Source organism: Streptomyces sp. NPDC048484, from assembly GCF_040651415.1.
In the GTDB taxonomy this organism is placed as follows: Bacteria; Actinomycetota; Actinomycetes; order Streptomycetales; family Streptomycetaceae; genus Streptomyces.
Genome location: NZ_JBEZJY010000017.1, coordinates 68,045 through 85,412 on the forward strand (window position 1 = coordinate 68,045; position 17,368 = coordinate 85,412).

The window sequence follows — 17,368 nt, forward strand, 5'->3', positions numbered from 1 at the left end:
CATCCTTGGTACCGGGGGTTGGACGGTCGGGTGGTCAGCCTCGGGCGACCAGGCCCGCCGGTACCGGCAAGGCACCCGACAGGGCCACATACCCCCGCGGGTAGCGGGCCAGCCAGCCCGGTGAGGAGCCCGCAGGACCGTGCAGTGCCGGGCCCTGGGTCATCTCCATCGCGAAGTCGTCCGCGAGGACGAGCATCGTGGGGCGGCCCTCCAGCTCGGCCAGCCAGGACGGTGGAAGAGCCGTCTCGCCGTGCAGGGCACCGAGGAGCGCGCCGGTGAGAGCGCCGGCGGCACCCGACGCGCCGTCGTGGTTCACCGACAGGCACAGCCCGTGCCGCGTGTCCTCGCCGACCAGCGCGCAGTACACCGCCACCGAGAGCAGCCCCTCGGCCGTGCCGTCCCCGGCCAGGTCCTCGACCCGGGCCGGCGTCGGCATACCCTGCCGTACGGCCCCCAGAGCCCGCTGCAGTGCCTCGGCGACGGGCTGCTGCCCCCGGCGTGGGGCCAGTAGCTGCAACGCCCGCTGGACGGCGGCGTCGAGGCTCTCCCCGCGCGCGAGACCGTGCACGATGACGGCGTACGCCCCCGCCGACAGGTAGGCAAGGGGGTGGCCGTGCGTCTGCGCCGCGCACTCCACCGCGAGCTGCATGACGAGCTGCGGCTCCCAGCCGACGAGCAGCCCGAACGGCGCGGAGCGGGCCGCGGCCTCGACGCCCCGCTCGTCGGGGTTCTTGGGCGCGTCCAGTGTGCCCATCACCTCGTCGCCGAGCCCGAGCAGACAGGCGCGCGCGGGCTCACGGCGTGCGTACAGCCACTCCTCGCGGGCCAGCCACCCGTCCTCCTTGCGCCGCTCGTCCGGGCCCCAGTCGCGCTGCGTGGCGGCCCACCGCAGATACGCCCGATGCAGATCCGTCGGCGGGTGCCACGCACCGGTGTCCCGGCGCACCTGGGCCCGAATCAGCCCGTCGAGCGAGAACAGGGTCAGCTGGGTGAGATGCGAGACGGCCCCGCGTCTGCCGTATCCGTGGGTCAGATCAGTGAGCCCCTCGGTGCCGTGAGCCGCGCGGATCTGCTCCAGCGTGAGGCCGCCGAGGGGCGAACCGAGTGTGTCGCCCACGGCCGCGCCGAGGAGCGTGCCGCGCACCCGGCTGCGGAAATCCTGCTGTTCGGCGCGGCCCCAGACAGCGCCGGCTGTCGCACCCACCGAGGCCTCCTGAGATCCCGATCCGATTCCGAACGTACGGCCGACAAGTCAGCACTGTAATCGAACGGGAACGGTCGGTTGAGGGCAGGAACGGTATGCGAACAGAGGCGCCGCGTGGGAAAGGCTGATGCACCCGAACGACGACGACTTAGGTGACTTTCATGCGCAATACCTGCGCAAGATGGGCACAGTTGCGGGAGGATCTTGAAGGGAGTGGAGATCGCGAAGATGGCGCCGGAGATGACGGCGCGGAGATGACGGCGCGGAGATGACGGTGGGGGTGCCCGGCGCTGGGCGCTCTGCGGGGAGGTCGGTGCCTGTGCGCGGAAAGGGCCGAGCCCCCTCGGCCGGGACGGCGGGCCAGTCGAGAGGGCTCTTTCGCGGTGCGTATGAACTTGTGGATGAGATTTTCGACGAAATCATCGATGACGCTGTTGTACGTGTTGTACGTGCTGTGCGAGGCGCCCGTCGTTGTCAGACGGTGCCCCGGCTCACTTCTGCCACGAACGCGTTCCAGGACTGCGCGGGGAAGGCCAGAGTGGGGCCTTCCACGACCTTGGAGTCGCGGACGGCCAGCGCCGCCAGGGCAGGGGACTTGACCTCGACGCACGCGCCGTTTCCCTGGGAGTACGAAGACTTTGTCCACGTGTCCGTGACACCTTGCTTGATTGCCATGTTCTCTCCGGTAGCCGGTTTTTGAGTTGCTGTCACCGAGTTGAGGGTTCCTTCCGGAACTCGCTGTTCGGATTGCGCCAAGGTTGTTACTGGTTGTTGCCCCTTGGCGTGATCGACGCTACTCGCCAACATCGGCGTACGAAGCGACTATTCACTCGTCTGGATGACATATGCCAGCTGAGTCTTCCGTCGCGACCGGGCTAGGGTGTAGGATCCGCCACCGCTCTCGTCGGAGCGGTCAAAATCAGCCCCGAACCGCCTCAGTGCGCATAGTCCTTCGCGACGTCCGCGATGAACGCACGGGACTGGTCGGCGTTGAGTGCCTGCGCCCGCAGATGCTCGTACATGACGCTGTATTTCTGGACGTCGTTCGCCTTCTCCAGGTACAGGTCGCTGGTGACGCCCTCGATGTAGACCACGCTGGAGTCGGCCGCGTCGGGGAACTCGAGGATCGCGTACTGACCGCTCACCCCCGGATGGGCGCCCATCGTGAAGGGGATGACCTGAACCGTCATGTGCGGCACGTGCGACATCTCCACGAGATGCTCCAACTGCTCGATCATCACCTGCTTGTTGCCGACGGTTCTGCGCAGCGCGGCCTCGTCGAGGACGGCCCACAGCCGCAGGGGGTTCTCCACGTCGGAGATACGTTCCTGTCGCCGCAGCCGTACCTGCACGCGTTTGTCGATGTCGCCGGCGGCCGCCTCCGGGAGCGCGCCCTGGATCAGCGACTCGGCGTACGGACGGGTCTGCAGCAGTCCCGGCACGACCAGGGGGTCGTACACGCGCAGGCTCGCGGCGTCCGTCTCCAGACCGATGTAAACGCTGTACGGGATGTCGCCGAAGGAGTGCCACCAGCCCTGCTGACGCGAGTCCTTGGCCATCTGCATCAGCGAGTCGACGATCCGGACGTCCTCGACCTCGTACACCCCGCACAGATCGCGCACGTCGCGCTGGCTGATGCTGCGCCGCCCGTTCTCCAGGCGGCTGATCTTCGACTGAGAGACGAGCAGCCGCTCGGCAACCTCTTCGGCCGTCATGCCCTTGAGCTCCCGGAGCCGTCGTAGCTCCTGGCCCAACCGGCGACGCCTGACGGTGGGATTGACGTTGGACGCCACGGGACGTGCACCTCCGGCTGCGGGCTGCCTGTACTTTGCGTATCTGCTGTTGAGCAGATTGCCACCAAGGTGCTCACTACCGCTGGGAAACAGCGGATATGCAGTGCGTACACGCCACTTGTCGCCAACTGTCGCCCACTGTCGCTACCCGTCGCCACCCCTCGCCACCTGGCGGGGCCTCGCTACGACGGGTGACCATGGAGATGACGGTGGGTGATAGCGGTGGTGACTGTGGGGGGACTGGGGGACTGTGGGGGGTGATTGTGGGGGTGGTGGACATGCGGCCGCGCGGGGCGGCGGGCCGTGTCGTCGTCCGGACGTACGGCCCGCCGCCCCGCGCGGCCCAGCGGCTCCCGAACCGGGTCTTGGAGACTGCGGTGCGGCGCTGACGTGCGTGACGCGCGAGGCGTGTGCACGGTGGGTGCTGCGAGGTTACTGCGGGTAATGCGAAGTTGCTGCGAGTACTTCGAGTGCTGCTGTGCTCAGTGCTGCGGTCGTGCCGGTGAGTGCCGTGGATCCAGTGACTCAGTGAGCCACGGCGCGCGCCATCGAACCGCGGCGCGGTTGCATCGGAATGCCCCTGGCGGGCTCCGGTGCGGGCCTGGCTCCGGGGCCGGGTGCGGCCTGACGGCCGACCGGTGGTGCCGGGCTGCGGCGTGGCTGTGCGGCCACACCGTTCTGGACGTCCATCACGGCGTGTGCCACGAGGCCGCCCATGGGATCGTGCCTGATCAGGTCCCGGAGGCGGGAGCGCGATGAACGCCCTTCGTTCCCTGGGTAGAGGTGCTTGCCCAGACCGACGGCGTGCGCCAATGCGGCCAGTGCGGCGGTCCGCGGGTCCGGCGGGACGCCGGTGCGGATCGCGCTGTCCAGTCGGGCCCTGATCTCCCGGCTGATTTCCGTGTCCGTCGCTTGATAGCGAGTCGTCGGAAGCACCCCGCACATCTGACCCGCCACGGCATGGACCATGCCGCATCGCTCCAGATGCGAGAGATATGTCTGGCGCAACCCCAGTCGGGGTCCGCCGATCCAGTTCACAGCGCGTACTGGAGCACCCCGCCTGCGGAGTAGTTCCAGCGCACAGTCCAAGGTCGGATCTCCGGTCGGCCGTGGTGCCACCACGGCTATACGATCCCCGTCTGGGGCTATCCGTCCGGCCAGCGCCAGCTCTACTAGCTGTGCTCCGGCCAGACCGAGGTCGAGCGACTGCGGCTGTGCGGTGGTACCCGTGGTCGGGTCCAGCGCCAGCAGCAAAAGCTCCTCCGGAATTGTTCTGCGGCTCCTGCCCATCCATGCCTCCCCGCGTGGATGAATGACAGGGTGACCCCTCTCACATTGGTCTGTCGAGAGCACGTGACTGGTTCGTAATGGAACCAGTAGATATGTCGTTCTCGTCTACCGCAGGGGTTAAGCCCCCACACAGGACACTGGTACATGGTTCGGACACGGTGTCCGGGCCGCGTGTGCAGTGTTTTTCGGGTCATGGTTCGGTTGGGCGCACGGTGTGTGGCGCACGGAGGAGGCATCGGTGGCGGGCGAGTCCCCCGACAGGTCGAAGCAGCATGAGTCGTCGGCAGAACCGACGTCGGGGAGCAGGGCTCCGGTTCCGGATCCGCGCCTGGCCGTCGCGCGGGAGGCCGTGACCTCGGCTGCCCGGGTGGACACGGCTACCGCGGTGTTCTCGACGAAGCGTTTCGCGGGTACCGCGGGTTCGGGTACTGCGGGTTCCGCCGGTTCCCCGAGTTCCGCGGATTCCGCGGGGGCGGAGGGGCCGGCTTCCGGGAGTTCCCAGGGAAGTGACGGTTCTGCGGAGCCGGAGAGTGCCGCCGACGGTGCCGGGAAGGGCGCTGGGGGCGGTGACGCCCGCCTGCGGAGCGCGGTGGCGGCCTGGGTCGCCACCGCGGACGAGGAGGCGCCTGAGGACGCTTCTGCGGACGCGGACACGGACACGGACACGGATCAGGATGAAGGCAAGGGCAGGGGCGACGAGAGTGGCGGCGAAGGTATGAAGCCGGAGACTTCGGGTGCGGGCTCGGGCTCGACCGGGACCGACCTCGACGGAGGGGCTGAGGCCGACTCCGACGCCGGTTCCGGCGCTGGCTCCGAGACCGACGCCGAGGCCGACGGCTCCGACGCGGACGCGGACTTGGACGGAGGGGCCGAGGCCGACCCCGACGCGGACGCGAGTGGGGACCTGGACTCCGAACCGGAGGGCGCCGCGCCCGACAGCGCCACGCCGGACGCCGAGAACGACACGGCCGCGGAGCCCGACGCCGATGCCGGGGCCAGTGCCGAGCGGAAGCCCGAGGGCGAGCCGACGGACGCGGCGAAGGCCGGAGCCGACGCCGACGTCGACGTCGAGGCCGAGGCTGGGGACGAGCCCGCGGACGTGGTGGAGAGCGAGCCGCAGGACGCCGCCGTTAGCCGGGACACTGCCCCGGCGGACGCACCAGCCGAGGACGCCGTCCCGGAGGTCGACGCCCCCTCGGAGGCCGAGGCCGAGGCACTGCCCAAGGGCGAAACCCCGGCCGACGAGCGCGACGAGAGCGGCGCCGCCGCGAAGGCGGAAACCAAGCGCACGGCGGACGATCGCAAGGCGAACGACCGCACGGCGGACGATCGCACGGCGGACGACACAGAGGCAGCAGCGCCCGCGGCGCAAGCTTCCGCCGCCGCGGATCCCGCCGCGAAGCCGAGCCCCGCCGACGAGGACAAGCCCAAGCCTGCCGTCGACCAGGCCACCGCCATCTTCAAGCGGCCGCCCACCGTGGATCAGCCCACGACCATGCTCAAGCTGGGCGGCGGCGCCAAGTCGGCTCCCGGGGACGACAAGGCCGCTGGGGAGCCCGAGGCAGAGCCGGCCGCCGGATCGGACAAGGCCGCCGAATCGGACGAGGCTGCCGGGCCGAAGTCCGGTGGCAAGTCGGCTGCCGAGCCCAAGGCCGAAGTCAAGGCCGAAGCCGAGGCCGAGCGCACCAGCACGTTCGTGGCTCTTAAGCCGCTCGACGAGCCCGCGCCGCCGAAGGCGAAGCCCGCCGCCCCGCCGGGAGCGCCGTCCGCCCCGCCGGGGATGCCGTCCGCCCCGCCGGCGATGCCGTCCGGATCGCCCTCGGCGCCGGTGGCTTCCGAGACCACCGCGATCCCGCAGGTCGGTCCCGAGCAGACGACTCAGCAGCCCCTCCCGCCGAGGCCCCCGCTGGACCTGCTGGCGGAGCTGACCAACACGCCGCCGCCCCGGGAGACCCCGGTGCGGACGATCGTGCGCCGGGTCAAGATCTGGACGCCGCTGGTACTCCTGCTGGTCGTGGTGTTTGCAGTCGTACAGGCCGTACGTCCGCTGCCGACCCCCACCCTCGCGCTGACTGCCGACCCTTCGTACGCCTTCGACGGGAAGAAGGTCTCCCTGCCGTGGCCCGCGGAGGGCCAGGGCTGGATGGACGTCAACGGCATCGGCACGGTCGACTCGTTCGGGGAACAGAAGCCCGTCGCGATCGGCTCGGTCGCCAAGGCCATGACGGCGTACGTGATCCTCAAGGAGCACCCGCTGAAGGCCGGCGCGGACGGCGCGAAGATCCCCGTCGACGCGAAGGCGCAGAAGGAGGGCGGCTACGACGCCAAGGGCGAGTCCACGCTCAACACCATCAAGAAGGGCGACATTCTCACCGAGAAGGACGCCATCGCGGCCATCATGATCCCTTCCGCGAACAACGTCGCGCGGTTGCTGGCCCGTTGGGGCGCGAACGGTTCCGAGGCGAAGTTCGTCGACAAGATGAACGCCGCCGCCAAGGACCTGGGGATGAGCGACACGACGTACACCGACCCCTCGGGTCTGAAGGAGAGCACGGTCTCCACCGCCGAGGACCAGGTGAAGCTCGGCAACGAACTGGTGCGGATGCAGGCGCTCGTGGACATCACCAAGCTGCCGACCTGGGTGGACCCGTCCGGCAAGAAGTGGGCCAACTACAACCGCCTCGTGCCGTACAACAACGCCATCGGCATCAAGACCGGCTCCACCACCAAGGCCGGCGGCAACCTGCTGTTCGCCGCCACCCAGGAGGTCGGCGGCGAGAGCGTCATCGTCGTCGGCGCGGTCCTCGGCCAGCACACGCCGCCGATCATCGACACGGTCAACGCGGTCAGCAAGACCGCGATGGTCGCCGCCCAGGAGGCGCTGACCTCGCGGAAGATCCTGAAGAAGGGTGACGTCGTGGGGTACGTGGACGACGGGCTGGGCGGTCAGGCACCGGTCGTCGCCACCAAGAACGTCTCCGCGGTGGGCTGGGCCGGACAGACCGTCAAACTGAAGCTGAGCGAGGACGGCACGGCCATCCCGCACGAGGCGAAGGCGGGAACCGAGGTCGGCTCGCTGAGCGTCGGTGACGGTACGGCGGGCGACGCGGTCGAGGTTCCGGTCGCGCTCCAGTCGGATCTCACCGAACCGGGATACGGTGCCAAGCTGACCCGGGTGAGCTGACGGGGGCGTACACCCCCAAAGTGCAGCTGAACAACCAACCGCACCCCGCCGACGGAGCTCCATCCGGGAGCTCTCCGGCGGGGTGCGTGTTAGCGTCGCGAGGATGGGGCAGGCCGTCCGCCGCGGGGCCCGGCCGAGAACGGAACCAACGGGACACGGGAGTGCCAGCACGTGGCGACAGTGGAGCCGACGCACGCCGACGACGCCGGGCGGGGCCGAGGGACCGGCCCGCGAATACGCGTGAGTACACGGCAGGTCGACAGCCCCGGCACCACAGCCGGGCCACCTGATACGGCTGGGCCACCCGATACAGCCGGGCCACCCGAGACCTCCGAATCCCGTGACGCCGACGAGGGTCCCGAGGACCCCGAACGCGGCACGGCCCCCGAACGTGGCACGGCTGCCGAACACACCGGAGCCGACGAACACACCGGAGCGGACGAGGGCCACGGCGGACCGGAGAGCGGACCGGAGAGCGGGCTGGACCGTGGCTCGGACGACGGTCCGGAAGGCAGCCCGGAAGGCAGCCCGGGGGGCAGCCCGGAAGGCGGCGGCACCGCAGCCGGTGGTCGTGAAGGCACCCGCTTCCACCGCTTCGTGCACCACCCCGCGATCCTCGCCACGGCCCTCGCCGGTGTGCTCCACATCATCTGGTTCTTCACGTTCGCAAACAGTGGGGGCGACCTCGCGGCGCAGGACGCGTGGGCCGAGTTCGTGGGGCGCAACCCCGGTTCGGCGTACAACCTGGCCTGGTATGGCGGCATGCACCCGGTGTCGTACAGCGTTGTGTCGCCGTATCTGATGGCCGTGCTCGGCGTGCGGACGACGATGATGATCGCGGGGACGGTCTCCGCCGGGCTGCTCATGCTGGTACTGATGCGCAGCCGGGCCGTACGGAACCCCGCGGGGCCGGCCTTCGCCGGAGTGTTCGCGCTGCTGTGCAACGCGATCTCGGGCCGGGTGACCTTCGGCCTCGGCATGGTCTTCGCGCTCGGAGCGGCCGCCGTCGTCTTCTGCTGGCCGTACCGCTGGCGCTACAAGCGCTGGGCGAAGGCCCTGTGCGCCGCCCCGCTCGCCGCGCTCGCGACCGCCGCGTCCCCCGTGGCCGGGCTTTTCGTGGGCTTCGTCGCCGTGGCGCTGTTCCTGCAGAAGCGCCGCCCGGGCGCGTGGGCGCTGGGCCTCGCGCCCGCCGCCGTCGTGGGCGTCTCGGCCTGGATGTTCCCCTTCTCCGGTACGCAGCCGATGATATTCGGGTCGGTCGTGCTGCCGTTCATGTCCGCGGCCTGCGTCTTCCTCCTCGTCCCCAAGGAGTGGAAGACGGTCCGGATCACGTCGGCGGTGTACGGCCTGGCCGTCGTCCTCGTCTGGCTGATCAGCTCGCAGATCGGCTCCAACATCAGTCGTCTGCCGATGCTGCTCGGTGGGGTCGCGCTGATCGCCGCGCTGCCCTTCACGGTGCCGCGCTCACGCAAGTGGTACGCGATCGTCCTGGCCTTCGTGACCGTGAACGGCTGGATCGCCTTCAAGGCCGTGGACGACATCGTGCACACGACGCCCGCGGCGTCCTGGGCCCGCGAACTGGCCCCCCTCGTCAACCAGCTCCAGGTGGCCGGCGCCGAGAAGGGCCGCGTCGAGGTCGTACCGGCCCGCTCCCACCGGGAGGCGTCCGCCCTCGCCCCGTACGTCAACCTCGCCCGCGGCTGGAACCGCCAGGCGGACATGGAGCGCAACCCCCTCTTCTACGACGACACCCTCAACTCCGCGAACTACCACGAGTGGCTCCAGCGCTGGGCCGTCCACTACGTCGTCGTCCCCAAGGGGGAGCCCGACGGCGACGGGGGCGCGCGCGAGCAGGAGCTGGTGCGGCGCGGGATGCCGTATCTGAAGCAGGTCTGGGGCGACGCCAACTGGCAGCTCTTCGAGGTCACCGACCCCAAGCCGATGGCCGACCCGCCCGCCGTCGTCGACCGTGCCGAGCAGGGAGAGCTGACGCTTGAGGTGAAGCGGGCGGGGCGGGTGCTCATCCGGATCCCGTACTCGCCGTGGCTCGGCCTCGTCGACGCGGAGGGCAAGAGCTTGAAGCCTCCCCAGGAGACCGAGGAGTCTAAGAAGCGGGATGACGAGGCGCCGAAGACGTACGACAACGTCAACGGCTGCCTGATGGAGACGGAGAAGGACGCCCAGGGCGACGAGTGGACGGAACTGCTCGCGCCCCGCGCCGGCACGTACCGCCTGGCGGCGCCCTACCAGCTGCCCCGGGGCACCGGATGCCCCGAGGAACTGCGCGAAGAGGTCCGCGGGAGCCAGGGGTAGGACCGGGAGCCATCGGTAGGACCGGCAAGCCAGGGGTGGGGCCGGGAGCCAGGGGTGGGGCCGTAGGGCCCGCCCCTGGGCGCCCCTGTCCAGAGGACCCGACCCGCTGTCCCGACCCGCTCTCCCGGCCGGCTGGCCCCGGACGCACACCGTGTCGGTGGTCAGCGTGCCGGCGGTCAGCGTGTCGGGGTCAGCCGAGCTGGGCCTCGATCGCCGACACGACCTCGGCCGACTCCGGGTCGGTCTTCGGCGCGAATCGTGCCACCACCGCGCCGTCCCGGCCGATCAGGAACTTCTCGAAGTTCCAGCGGACGTCGCCGCTGTGCCCCTCGCCGTCCGCGAAGCCGGTGAGCCGCTCGTAGAGGGCGTGCCGCCCGTCGCCGTTCACGTCGACCTTCTCGGTCATCGGGAAGGTCACGCCGTACGTCGCCGAGCAGAACTCCGCGATCTCCTCGGACGAGCCGGGCTCCTGGCCCATGAACTGGTTGCAGGGCGCCCCGAGCACGGTGAAGCCCTTGGCCGCGTACTGCTCCTGCAGTCGCTCCAGGCCCGCGTACTGGGGGGTGAGCCCGCACTTGGACGCCACATTGACGATGAGCACGGCCTGGCCCTTGTACTGGCCGAGGTCCGCGGAACCGCCCTGCAGCGCATCGATGTCGACGTCGAGAGCGGAGGCGCCAGGGGTACCGGCGTTGTCAGTAGTCATGAACGGATGCTAACTCCGGTCCGCCGTCGTGGTGGCGGCACCCTGGGCCTCGACGAGAACCTGGCCCGCGGCCGTCCGGTAGTACAGCACCGACCGTCCGGAGCGCCGCCGTCGCACCAGCCGGGCGTCGAGCAGGACCTTCAGATGGCGGCCGACCGAGCCGAGCCCCTGGCCGGTGACGGCGACCAACTGGCTCGTACTCATGGGGGAGTCGAGGAGGGCGAGCACGCCGGCCCGTGCGCTGCCGAGCAGCCGGGCGAGACTCGCGGGAGCGGCGGACGCGGACGCCGATGCCGATGCGGACAGAGGCAGGGACAGAGACAGCGATGCGGATGCAGATGCGGATGCGGATGCGGATGCGAGCGTGGGCGGCGGTTCGGCATGCGCCAGGACGCCCGAGCAGGGGTACACGACCGCGTACCGGTGGGGCTCGTCCCACGACACCCACCCGTGCCGCTGCGGAGTCACCGGTACGAAGACGATCTGGGCGCCCGAGATCTCGCGGGGCGGGTACTCGTGCAGATTGACCTGCAGCCGGTTCTCGCCGAGCCAGCGCATACCCGGCCGCATGGCGCTGAGAGCGGACGCCCAGCCCTCCTGGCTCAGCCGGGCGGTACGGGCGACGACATCCGCTTCGAGCACGCGGCGGCGACGGGGCCAGTCGGGGCGTACGGCCTCGGTCCAGACGTGGGTGAGCAGGTCGGCGGCGCGCTCGGGAAGGTCGTCGCGGTCCCGGAGGATGGCGGGGAGCGGACCGCGCAGGGCGACGGCGAGATCGGCGCGGGCGGCTTCGGGGGAGGCCTCGCGCACTCGGGCTATCTCCGTGGTGAAGTCCTCCTCGCCGCGTGGGGTGGGCGTGAGGAAGTCGGCGATCCACTCGGGGCCGAGCCCGGCCCGGACGAGGGTGGCAGTGAAGGGGTCGGCGGCCAATCGCCGTACGTGGCCCGGCAGATGGGCGTTCAGCCAGGCCCGTTCGCCGGGATGCGCGGCTGTCCCGGCGTGCAGCATCTTCAGACAGGCGAAGGTCTCGGCGAGCGGCGAGACCACGAAGCGGCTGGCGGCGAGAGTGTCGGCACTGACCTGCCACCAGCCCATCTGCGCAGCCTCCCCGGAACCTAGAACCTAGAACCTAGAACCTAGAACCTAGAACGTGATCGTTTCGCGCAGCCGCGAAACACTAACGGTCGCTCCGGCACCGGTCCAAGACTCCAGGACATGCGAACGACATTCCGATCGACATACCCATCGACGAACTCATCAACGTATCGATCCCTCTTCCGCACACCGGAGTTCACGCCCCTCTTCCTGGCCTCCTCGGCACACGTGGCGGCCCAGACGATGAGCGGCCTCGCGCTCGGCACGCTGGTCTACCGGGCCACGGACTCGCCTCTCCTGGCGGCCCTGAGCATGTTCGGCCCGTCGCTCGCCCAGGTTCTGGGCGCGACCACGCTCCTGTCGGCGGCCGACCGGCTGCCACCCCGCGCCACGATGACGGGCACCGCACTGGCGTTCGCGGCGGGTACGGCGCTCCTGGCGCTCCCCGCCCCCCTCTGGGCGGTCTTCGCCCTCATCCTCACCCTCGGCCTGGTGGCCTCCCTGGGCGGGGGAGTCCGCTGGGGCCTACTGAACGAGATCCTGCCCAAGGACGGCTACATCCTGGGCCGTTCGGTCTTCAACATGGCGAACGGCGTCACGCAGATCACGGGGTACGCCACCGGAGGCGTCCTGATCGCGCTGCTGTCCCCACGCGGCACCCTGCTGGCGGCGGCGGCCCTGTACGCGACGGCCGCGCTGGTCGCCCGATGCGGCCTGACCTCCCGCCCGCCGAGAGCGACGGGCCGCCCGTCGATCCGCGCGACCTGGAGCACGAACAGAACCCTTCTCTCCTCGGGCCCGCGCCGCCACCTCTACCTGGCCCTCTGGCTCCCCAACGGCCTGATCGTCGGCTGCGAGTCCCTCTACGTCTCGTACGCTCCCGAGCACGCGGGCCTGCTCTTCGCCTGCGCGGCGCTGGGCATGCTGACCGGCGACGTGGCAGTGGCGCGCTTCGCCGGCCCCACCCTGCGCCCCCGGCTCGGAGTACCCCTGCTCCTGCTCCTGGCGGCCCCGTACCTGCTCTTCGCTCTCCACCCGGGCCCGTCCCTTGCCGCGGCGCTCGCCGCCCTCGCCTCGGTCGGCTTCGGCGCGAGCCTCCTTCAGCAGGAACGCCTCATGGCCGTCACCCCGCCCGAACTGGCGGGCCACGCACTGGGGTTGCACTCGTCCGGAATGCTGACGGCTCAAGGGGTGGGCGCGGCGCTGGCGGGGGCGGTGGCCCAACTGTCCTCACCGGCAACGGCGATGGCGGCGACGGCGGCCGCATCGATCATCGTCACGCTGACGCTGGCACGGGGGCTCAGGCCAGTACGGCAGTCCTCCTCGGTACCGGACGCGGCACCGGGCACGATGGCATCAGGCTCGACGGCATCAGGCGCGGCACCGGACACGGTGTGACAGCCGTACGGCGACCGTGTCGTGCCGTAGTCGTACAGCTGTCCACCCCGCTCTCCCCCTGAGGTACGACTTATCGCGCCACGAACTGGGTGAGAATCGCCTGGACCTCGTAGATGTCGACCCCCTTGGTGAAGGTCTTCTCGATGGGCGTGGGCGTGCCGGAGATCCAGATCTTCAGCTCGGCGTCGAGATCGAAGGTCCCGGCGGTCTCGACGGCGAAGTGCGTGATGCTGCGGTACGGAACGGAGTGGTACTCCGTCTTCTTACCGGTGATGCCCTGCTTGTCGACCAGGATGAGACGGCGGTCGGTGAAGAGGATGGTGTCGCGGATCAACTGGAAAGCGGCGTGCACCTGCTCGTTCTGTCCGAGCAGTCGCGCGTAGTCGTGCTGGGCTTTCGCCGGGTCGACCGTGTGGGCGTTTCCGAACAGCGCCATGACAAACCCCCCACTGGGTCCGTTGTATGTGAAGTCCCAAGATCCTCGCACCACACCCGGGTGGGAGCAACGCTTGTTCCACGACCGTCGTGAGGGTGCAACCGACCGGTGACGCACCCCCACGAGGCGAGTGTCTGCGACCGCGATGACCTGTATGTTCGCCGAGTCGATCCGTCCTTATCATGGCCGAGGCCGGAACCCGGGCCGGGATACTTCCGTCTTCACTCGTCGGGCGGGCTGCTCTTCGTGAGGGGGGTGAGGGGTGGGGGCCGTGAGAGGGCGTGAGCCGTGAGGGGCCGTGAAGTGTGAGGCGTCAGGGAGCGTGAGGGGCCGTGAGGCGTCAGGGAGCGTGAGGGAGGAAGTGGCCCCGACGGGAGGTGGCGAGCAACACCCACTCTGACCTTTGTAAGCAAATCTATAAACTAGGCTAAAAATTGAGACATATACCGGCACTTGATTTTTCGCGAATAAAACCCAGAATCACGTTCTCCACGGGGCGTCAACCACGGGCGAGACTCTGGGTCATGGCGGGTGTCGCGGTCGCGGCCCTCGGATTCCTCATCGCGTTGGAGATCGCCGCACGTCGCTACGGCCTGCCCGGGCCGATTACCGAGCAGGCGCGAGAGGTGATATTTCCGCCTAAATCAGGTTACTTGTTGTACGCCGGTATGGCCTTGATGGCGACGGTGCTCACCTGGCGGCAACGGTTCATCGCGGCTGGTGTCGCGATCGGTATCGACGTCGTCTTCTTGGTGGTCCGGTGGGCGGCCGGCGTCAAGGTGACCGAAGGGCACCCCTTCGGCAATGGTGCATTGTGGGTGATTCTGGGCTATGCGGTCATAGCGGTCACTCGCCGTACCGGTCAGGAACGGGTCCTGCTGCTGAAGGGCATCGGGCTGGGCCTGCTGTTGGTGGCCGGCCGCAAGACCGGCGACACCTGGCTACTCATCACTTCCAAGACCCGCCCGGTGGTGCTCGACCAGTACGTGGCAACCGCCGATCACGCGCTGGGCAACCCGTCGTGGCTGGCGGGCCGGATAGTCACCGCCACCGGCTCGATCGGTTTCAATTTTCTCGACATCGTCTACGGTCAGCTCGCGGTGGCCGCGGTCGTCGTCGCGCTGTATCAACTGCGTCACGTGGCGGTCGAGCGCCGCTTCCCGGTCCATCATCTGGTGCGCACGTTTCTGACGATCGGCCTCCTCGGGCCCGCCATCTACATGATCTTCCCGGTGGTCGGACCGGTCTTCGCCTACGGCGCCGGCGTCGAACACTGGGCGGAGGTCAGCCTGTGGTCGGAACTGCCGCCCAGCGAGCCCTGGGCGGTGGCCAACCTGTGGCCTGAGACGCCGACGCCGATCAGCGCCCCGCAGCACATGCCATTCGACGGGGTCACCCCACGGAACTGCATGCCCAGCCTGCACACGGCGTGGGCTGTCGCGATCTTCATTCATTCCCGGAAGGGTCCACGGATTCTGCGATTCGCAGGCACGTTCTGGCTGCTGGCCACGCTCACCGCAACGCTGGGATTCGGCTACCACTACGGCGTCGATCTCATCGCCGGCGTCGTGTTCACGCTCACGATCGAGGCGGCTCTGCGCTCGTTCGACCGCGGCTGGGATCGATCAGGGATCCAACTGGTCGCTTACGGCGTGACCGTCTTCGCTGCGCTCCTGGTCTCCTACCGCTATCTGCCGTTGGAGATGGCCAGGCATCCGTGGGTGTTCGGACCCCTCCTCATACTGGCGATGGTCTCAGTGATCTACGGCTACGCGAGGACCATCGCACTGTGGGAACCGCGGACCGCAGCAGCGCGACAACCGGAACCGCAACCCGAACTGGCGTGACCCGTGTCTGTACTACGTCTCTGACCAGCCCAGACGACTCCTACAGACGACTCCTGCAGGTGACTCCTACAGGCGACTCATCCGGCGGTTCACCGCGCCACGGTTACGAGAAGAACATCATGGCCCAGCCGTTGGATGACGTCCGTGGCGAGCCGGTGCCACACCAGCGTGCCGTCCCAGCCGTTCCCCGGCGCGCCCCGGGCGGGTTCGTCCGGGGGGATGATGTTCTTTACCGAACCCGCACGGATCATGACCTCATGTCTCACACTTCACGGCGCAGCCTGTTCGCCCTCTTCGCGGCCTCCGCTGCCACCGTTCCGTTAAGCGGTCTCGTCGCTACCCCGGCCCAGGCCGCCGGGCCGGCGCCGGCCCCTGTCGATCCCTTCCCCGGCCCGGTGGGCATGACCGCGGCCCGTTCCTCCGTGACGCTGCCTGCGCTGAACGCGTCCTACTTCACTCCGGTCACGCTCAACACCTCACTCACCACCACCGTTCTCTCCGGGAGCCCGCCCCGTACCGAGGTCACCTCCGGCGGCAAGCGCATAGCCCTGCTGACCCAGGGCGCCCGGACGGTTGTCCTGTCCGGCCCGACGCGTACGTTCACCGAGAACAAGAAGCCCTTCGTCGACGACTTCCAGCGCACCCTGCCGGACACCTCGCTGCCGACCGCCGACCGCCAGTACTGGGGCACCTCGCCGGCCGGCGGCAGCTGGTCCGCCCTCGGCCCCGCAGAGACCGACTACTCGGTCGTGCCGGGCACCGGCATCATCACCCTCACCACCGACTTCGCCAGCCGCCACGCCACCTTGCGCGACGACGAGCTCGCCGACGTCGACGTACGCTCCGTAGCCCGGTTCGACAAGGTGCCCACTGGCCAGGCCTGCTCATACGCCCTGTCCTTCGGTTACCAGGACACCCACAACAGCTACCGCGCCCGCCTGTCCTTCCTCACCTCCGGCGCGGTCGAGCTGAGGGTCGAGAAGGAAGTCGCAGATACGATCACCCAACTGACCACAGTCGCAACCCTCGCCACGGGAGTTCCCGCAGGCACCGACTGGACCATCCGGGTACGCCGCGAAGGCACCCGTATCCAGGTCAGGGCCTGGCGCACCGACTCCACAGAACCGTCCGTCTGGACGGTGGAGGTCACCGACTCCACCTTCGGCAAGGGCCGCGTCGGTCTGCGCGCACTCGCCAACGACGGCTGCACCAACCTCCCGGTCAAGCTCCTCGTCAGTCGCTTCGAGGTGGACGCCGCCAACTGGGCCTCGCCTCCGAGCGTCACACACGGCGAATGGGTACGCGTGCTTCCGGAGCCCTTCGACGGTACTTGGACTCAGGCGCTGGAACAGACCATCCGCAGCTGGGCCGGCTCCACAGCTCCGGACGCCCTCGCCCACGCGGCGATGTTCCTCCCCGGCGCCCCGGCGGTGACCAGTGGCGCTGGACCGGCCAAGGACAAGCAGGTCCTGGGCGAGTCGGGATACGGCTACCTGGACCCGCAGGGCTACCGCTACGAGGGAGCCGACTTCCACGAGTACATGAACGCGGGCTGGACCTTCCCCGACGGCGCCTACACCGGACCGTCCAGCAAGCAGGTCGGCAACCTCGACTGCTCCGGCTACACGCGGATGGTCTACGGCTACCACATGGGCGTCCCCCTGGCCGCAGGCGCGGACACGTCCAAGACCCGTATCCCGCGCAAGTCCCGGGACATGGTCGGGCAGGCGCCGGGCGTGCGCATCGACCAGACGACCGACGGCACGACCCCGCCTGCCGCGGTTCTGCTGCAGCCCGGTGACCTGGTGCTCTTCAACGCCGACTCGGGCGACGACAACCCGACCGTCACAATCGACCACGTGGGCATCTACCTGGGCAAGGACGCGGCGGGCAAACGCCGGTTCCTCTCCAGCCGTAAGACCGTCAACGGACCCACGATGTCCGACCTGGGCGGTGCCTCACTCCTGGACGGCACCGGAACCTACGCGCAGAGACTGCACACGGTGCACCGCATTTAGTGCCGCGGCAGGCAACGTTTGCCCGTTTGCCCTGTTGTGGGGTGACGGGAACCGCGTCGACGGTCACGCAGGCCCGCACGTCGC

Annotated in this window: 13 protein-coding genes; 5 read left to right on the forward strand and 8 right to left on the reverse strand. The window is 69.3% G+C overall.

Annotated features, from left to right (window positions below; translation table 11 throughout):
* Positions 1 to 34 precede the first annotated feature (34 nt).
* The 4 genes from AB0D14_RS18765 to AB0D14_RS18780 all read right to left on the reverse strand — a co-directional run bounded on the left by AB0D14_RS18765 (position 35) and on the right by AB0D14_RS18780 (position 4,287).
* Positions 35 to 1,204, reverse strand: coding sequence for an ADP-ribosylglycohydrolase family protein (locus AB0D14_RS18765; RefSeq protein ID WP_362780228.1), 1,170 nt, complete (start codon positions 1,202 to 1,204; stop codon positions 35 to 37).
* A 474-nt stretch (positions 1,205 to 1,678) separates the two neighbouring features.
* Complete coding sequence (locus AB0D14_RS18770) at positions 1,679 to 1,879, reverse strand: DUF397 domain-containing protein (RefSeq protein ID WP_362780230.1); 201 nt, start codon at positions 1,877 to 1,879, stop codon at positions 1,679 to 1,681.
* A 260-nt stretch (positions 1,880 to 2,139) separates the two neighbouring features.
* Positions 2,140 to 2,997: a helix-turn-helix transcriptional regulator gene (locus tag AB0D14_RS18775; RefSeq protein WP_362780232.1), complete on the reverse strand. Its 858-nt coding sequence runs from the start codon at positions 2,995 to 2,997 to the stop codon at positions 2,140 to 2,142.
* 525 nt (positions 2,998 to 3,522) lie between these two features.
* Positions 3,523 to 4,287 carry a GPP34 family phosphoprotein gene (locus AB0D14_RS18780; protein WP_362780234.1) on the reverse strand — a complete coding sequence of 255 codons (765 nt, stop codon included), beginning with the start codon at positions 4,285 to 4,287 and terminating at the stop codon, positions 3,523 to 3,525.
* A 589-nt stretch (positions 4,288 to 4,876) separates the two neighbouring features.
* On the opposite strand from AB0D14_RS18780, the gene AB0D14_RS18785 reads away from it, so the two are divergent.
* Together AB0D14_RS18785 and AB0D14_RS18790 are read left to right on the forward strand one after the other, a co-directional pair.
* Positions 4,877 to 7,471: a D-alanyl-D-alanine carboxypeptidase gene (locus tag AB0D14_RS18785; RefSeq protein WP_362780236.1), complete on the forward strand. Its 2,595-nt coding sequence runs from the start codon at positions 4,877 to 4,879 to the stop codon at positions 7,469 to 7,471.
* A 480-nt stretch (positions 7,472 to 7,951) separates the two neighbouring features.
* A complete protein-coding gene (locus tag AB0D14_RS18790) occupies positions 7,952 to 9,784 on the forward strand; it encodes an MFS transporter (protein ID WP_362780431.1) in 1,833 nt (610 codons plus the stop codon).
* A gap of 190 nt (positions 9,785 to 9,974) precedes the next feature.
* Here the strand turns inward: AB0D14_RS18790 and AB0D14_RS18795 are convergent, their stop codons facing one another.
* Positions 9,975 to 10,490 (reverse strand): glutathione peroxidase, encoded by a 516-nt coding sequence (locus tag AB0D14_RS18795; RefSeq protein ID WP_362780238.1) that lies wholly within the window; start codon positions 10,488 to 10,490, stop codon positions 9,975 to 9,977.
* A gap of 9 nt (positions 10,491 to 10,499) precedes the next feature.
* Positions 10,500 to 11,585, reverse strand: a complete 1,086-nt coding sequence (locus tag AB0D14_RS18800; RefSeq protein ID WP_362780240.1) for an ArsR family transcriptional regulator — start codon at positions 11,583 to 11,585, stop codon at positions 10,500 to 10,502.
* A 120-nt stretch (positions 11,586 to 11,705) separates the two neighbouring features.
* Here AB0D14_RS18800 and AB0D14_RS18805 point away from each other — a divergent pair, with 120 nt between their 5' ends.
* The gene (locus AB0D14_RS18805) at positions 11,706 to 12,983 is read left to right on the forward strand and encodes an MFS transporter (RefSeq protein ID WP_362780242.1); all 1,278 of its coding nucleotides are present in this window, start codon (positions 11,706 to 11,708) and stop codon (positions 12,981 to 12,983) included.
* A 70-nt stretch (positions 12,984 to 13,053) separates the two neighbouring features.
* On the opposite strand, the gene AB0D14_RS18810 is transcribed toward AB0D14_RS18805, so the two are convergent.
* The gene (locus tag AB0D14_RS18810) at positions 13,054 to 13,419 is read right to left on the reverse strand and encodes a PH domain-containing protein (protein ID WP_362780243.1); all 366 of its coding nucleotides are present in this window, start codon (positions 13,417 to 13,419) and stop codon (positions 13,054 to 13,056) included.
* A gap of 524 nt (positions 13,420 to 13,943) precedes the next feature.
* Here AB0D14_RS18810 and AB0D14_RS18815 point away from each other — a divergent pair.
* Complete coding sequence (locus AB0D14_RS18815; protein WP_362780246.1) at positions 13,944 to 15,266, forward strand: phosphatase PAP2 family protein; 1,323 nt, start codon at positions 13,944 to 13,946, stop codon at positions 15,264 to 15,266.
* Between the two features lie 89 nt (positions 15,267 to 15,355).
* Here the strand turns inward: AB0D14_RS18815 and AB0D14_RS18820 are convergent, their stop codons facing one another.
* Positions 15,356 to 15,517, reverse strand: coding sequence for a hypothetical protein (locus AB0D14_RS18820; RefSeq protein ID WP_362780249.1), 162 nt, complete (start codon positions 15,515 to 15,517; stop codon positions 15,356 to 15,358).
* Positions 15,518 to 15,523: 6 nt separating this feature from the next.
* On the opposite strand from AB0D14_RS18820, the gene AB0D14_RS18825 reads away from it, so the two are divergent.
* Positions 15,524 to 17,284 carry an NlpC/P60 family protein gene (locus tag AB0D14_RS18825; protein ID WP_362780252.1) on the forward strand — a complete coding sequence of 587 codons (1,761 nt, stop codon included), beginning with the start codon at positions 15,524 to 15,526 and terminating at the stop codon, positions 17,282 to 17,284.
* Positions 17,285 to 17,368 lie beyond the last annotated feature (84 nt).

Bases quoted from the DNA above. Each gene is read 5' to 3' on its own strand.
- AB0D14_RS18810 (WP_362780243.1), bottom strand. From the start codon at position 13,419: ATGGCGCTGTTCGGAAACGCCCACACGGTCGACCCGGCGAAAGCCCAG.
- AB0D14_RS18780 (WP_362780234.1), bottom strand. From the start codon at position 4,287: ATGGGCAGGAGCCGCAGAACAATTCCGGAGGAGCTTTTGCTGCTGGCG.
- AB0D14_RS18820 (WP_362780249.1), bottom strand. From the start codon at position 15,517: ATGATCCGTGCGGGTTCGGTAAAGAACATCATCCCCCCGGACGAACCC.
- AB0D14_RS18805 (WP_362780242.1), top strand. From the start codon at position 11,706: ATGCGAACGACATTCCGATCGACATACCCATCGACGAACTCATCAACG.
- AB0D14_RS18815 (WP_362780246.1), top strand. From the start codon at position 13,944: ATGGCGGGTGTCGCGGTCGCGGCCCTCGGATTCCTCATCGCGTTGGAG.
- AB0D14_RS18825 (WP_362780252.1), top strand. From the start codon at position 15,524: ATGTCTCACACTTCACGGCGCAGCCTGTTCGCCCTCTTCGCGGCCTCC.
- AB0D14_RS18770 (WP_362780230.1), bottom strand. From the start codon at position 1,879: ATGGCAATCAAGCAAGGTGTCACGGACACGTGGACAAAGTCTTCGTAC.
- AB0D14_RS18800 (WP_362780240.1), bottom strand. From the start codon at position 11,585: ATGGGCTGGTGGCAGGTCAGTGCCGACACTCTCGCCGCCAGCCGCTTC.
- AB0D14_RS18795 (WP_362780238.1), bottom strand. From the start codon at position 10,490: ATGACTACTGACAACGCCGGTACCCCTGGCGCCTCCGCTCTCGACGTC.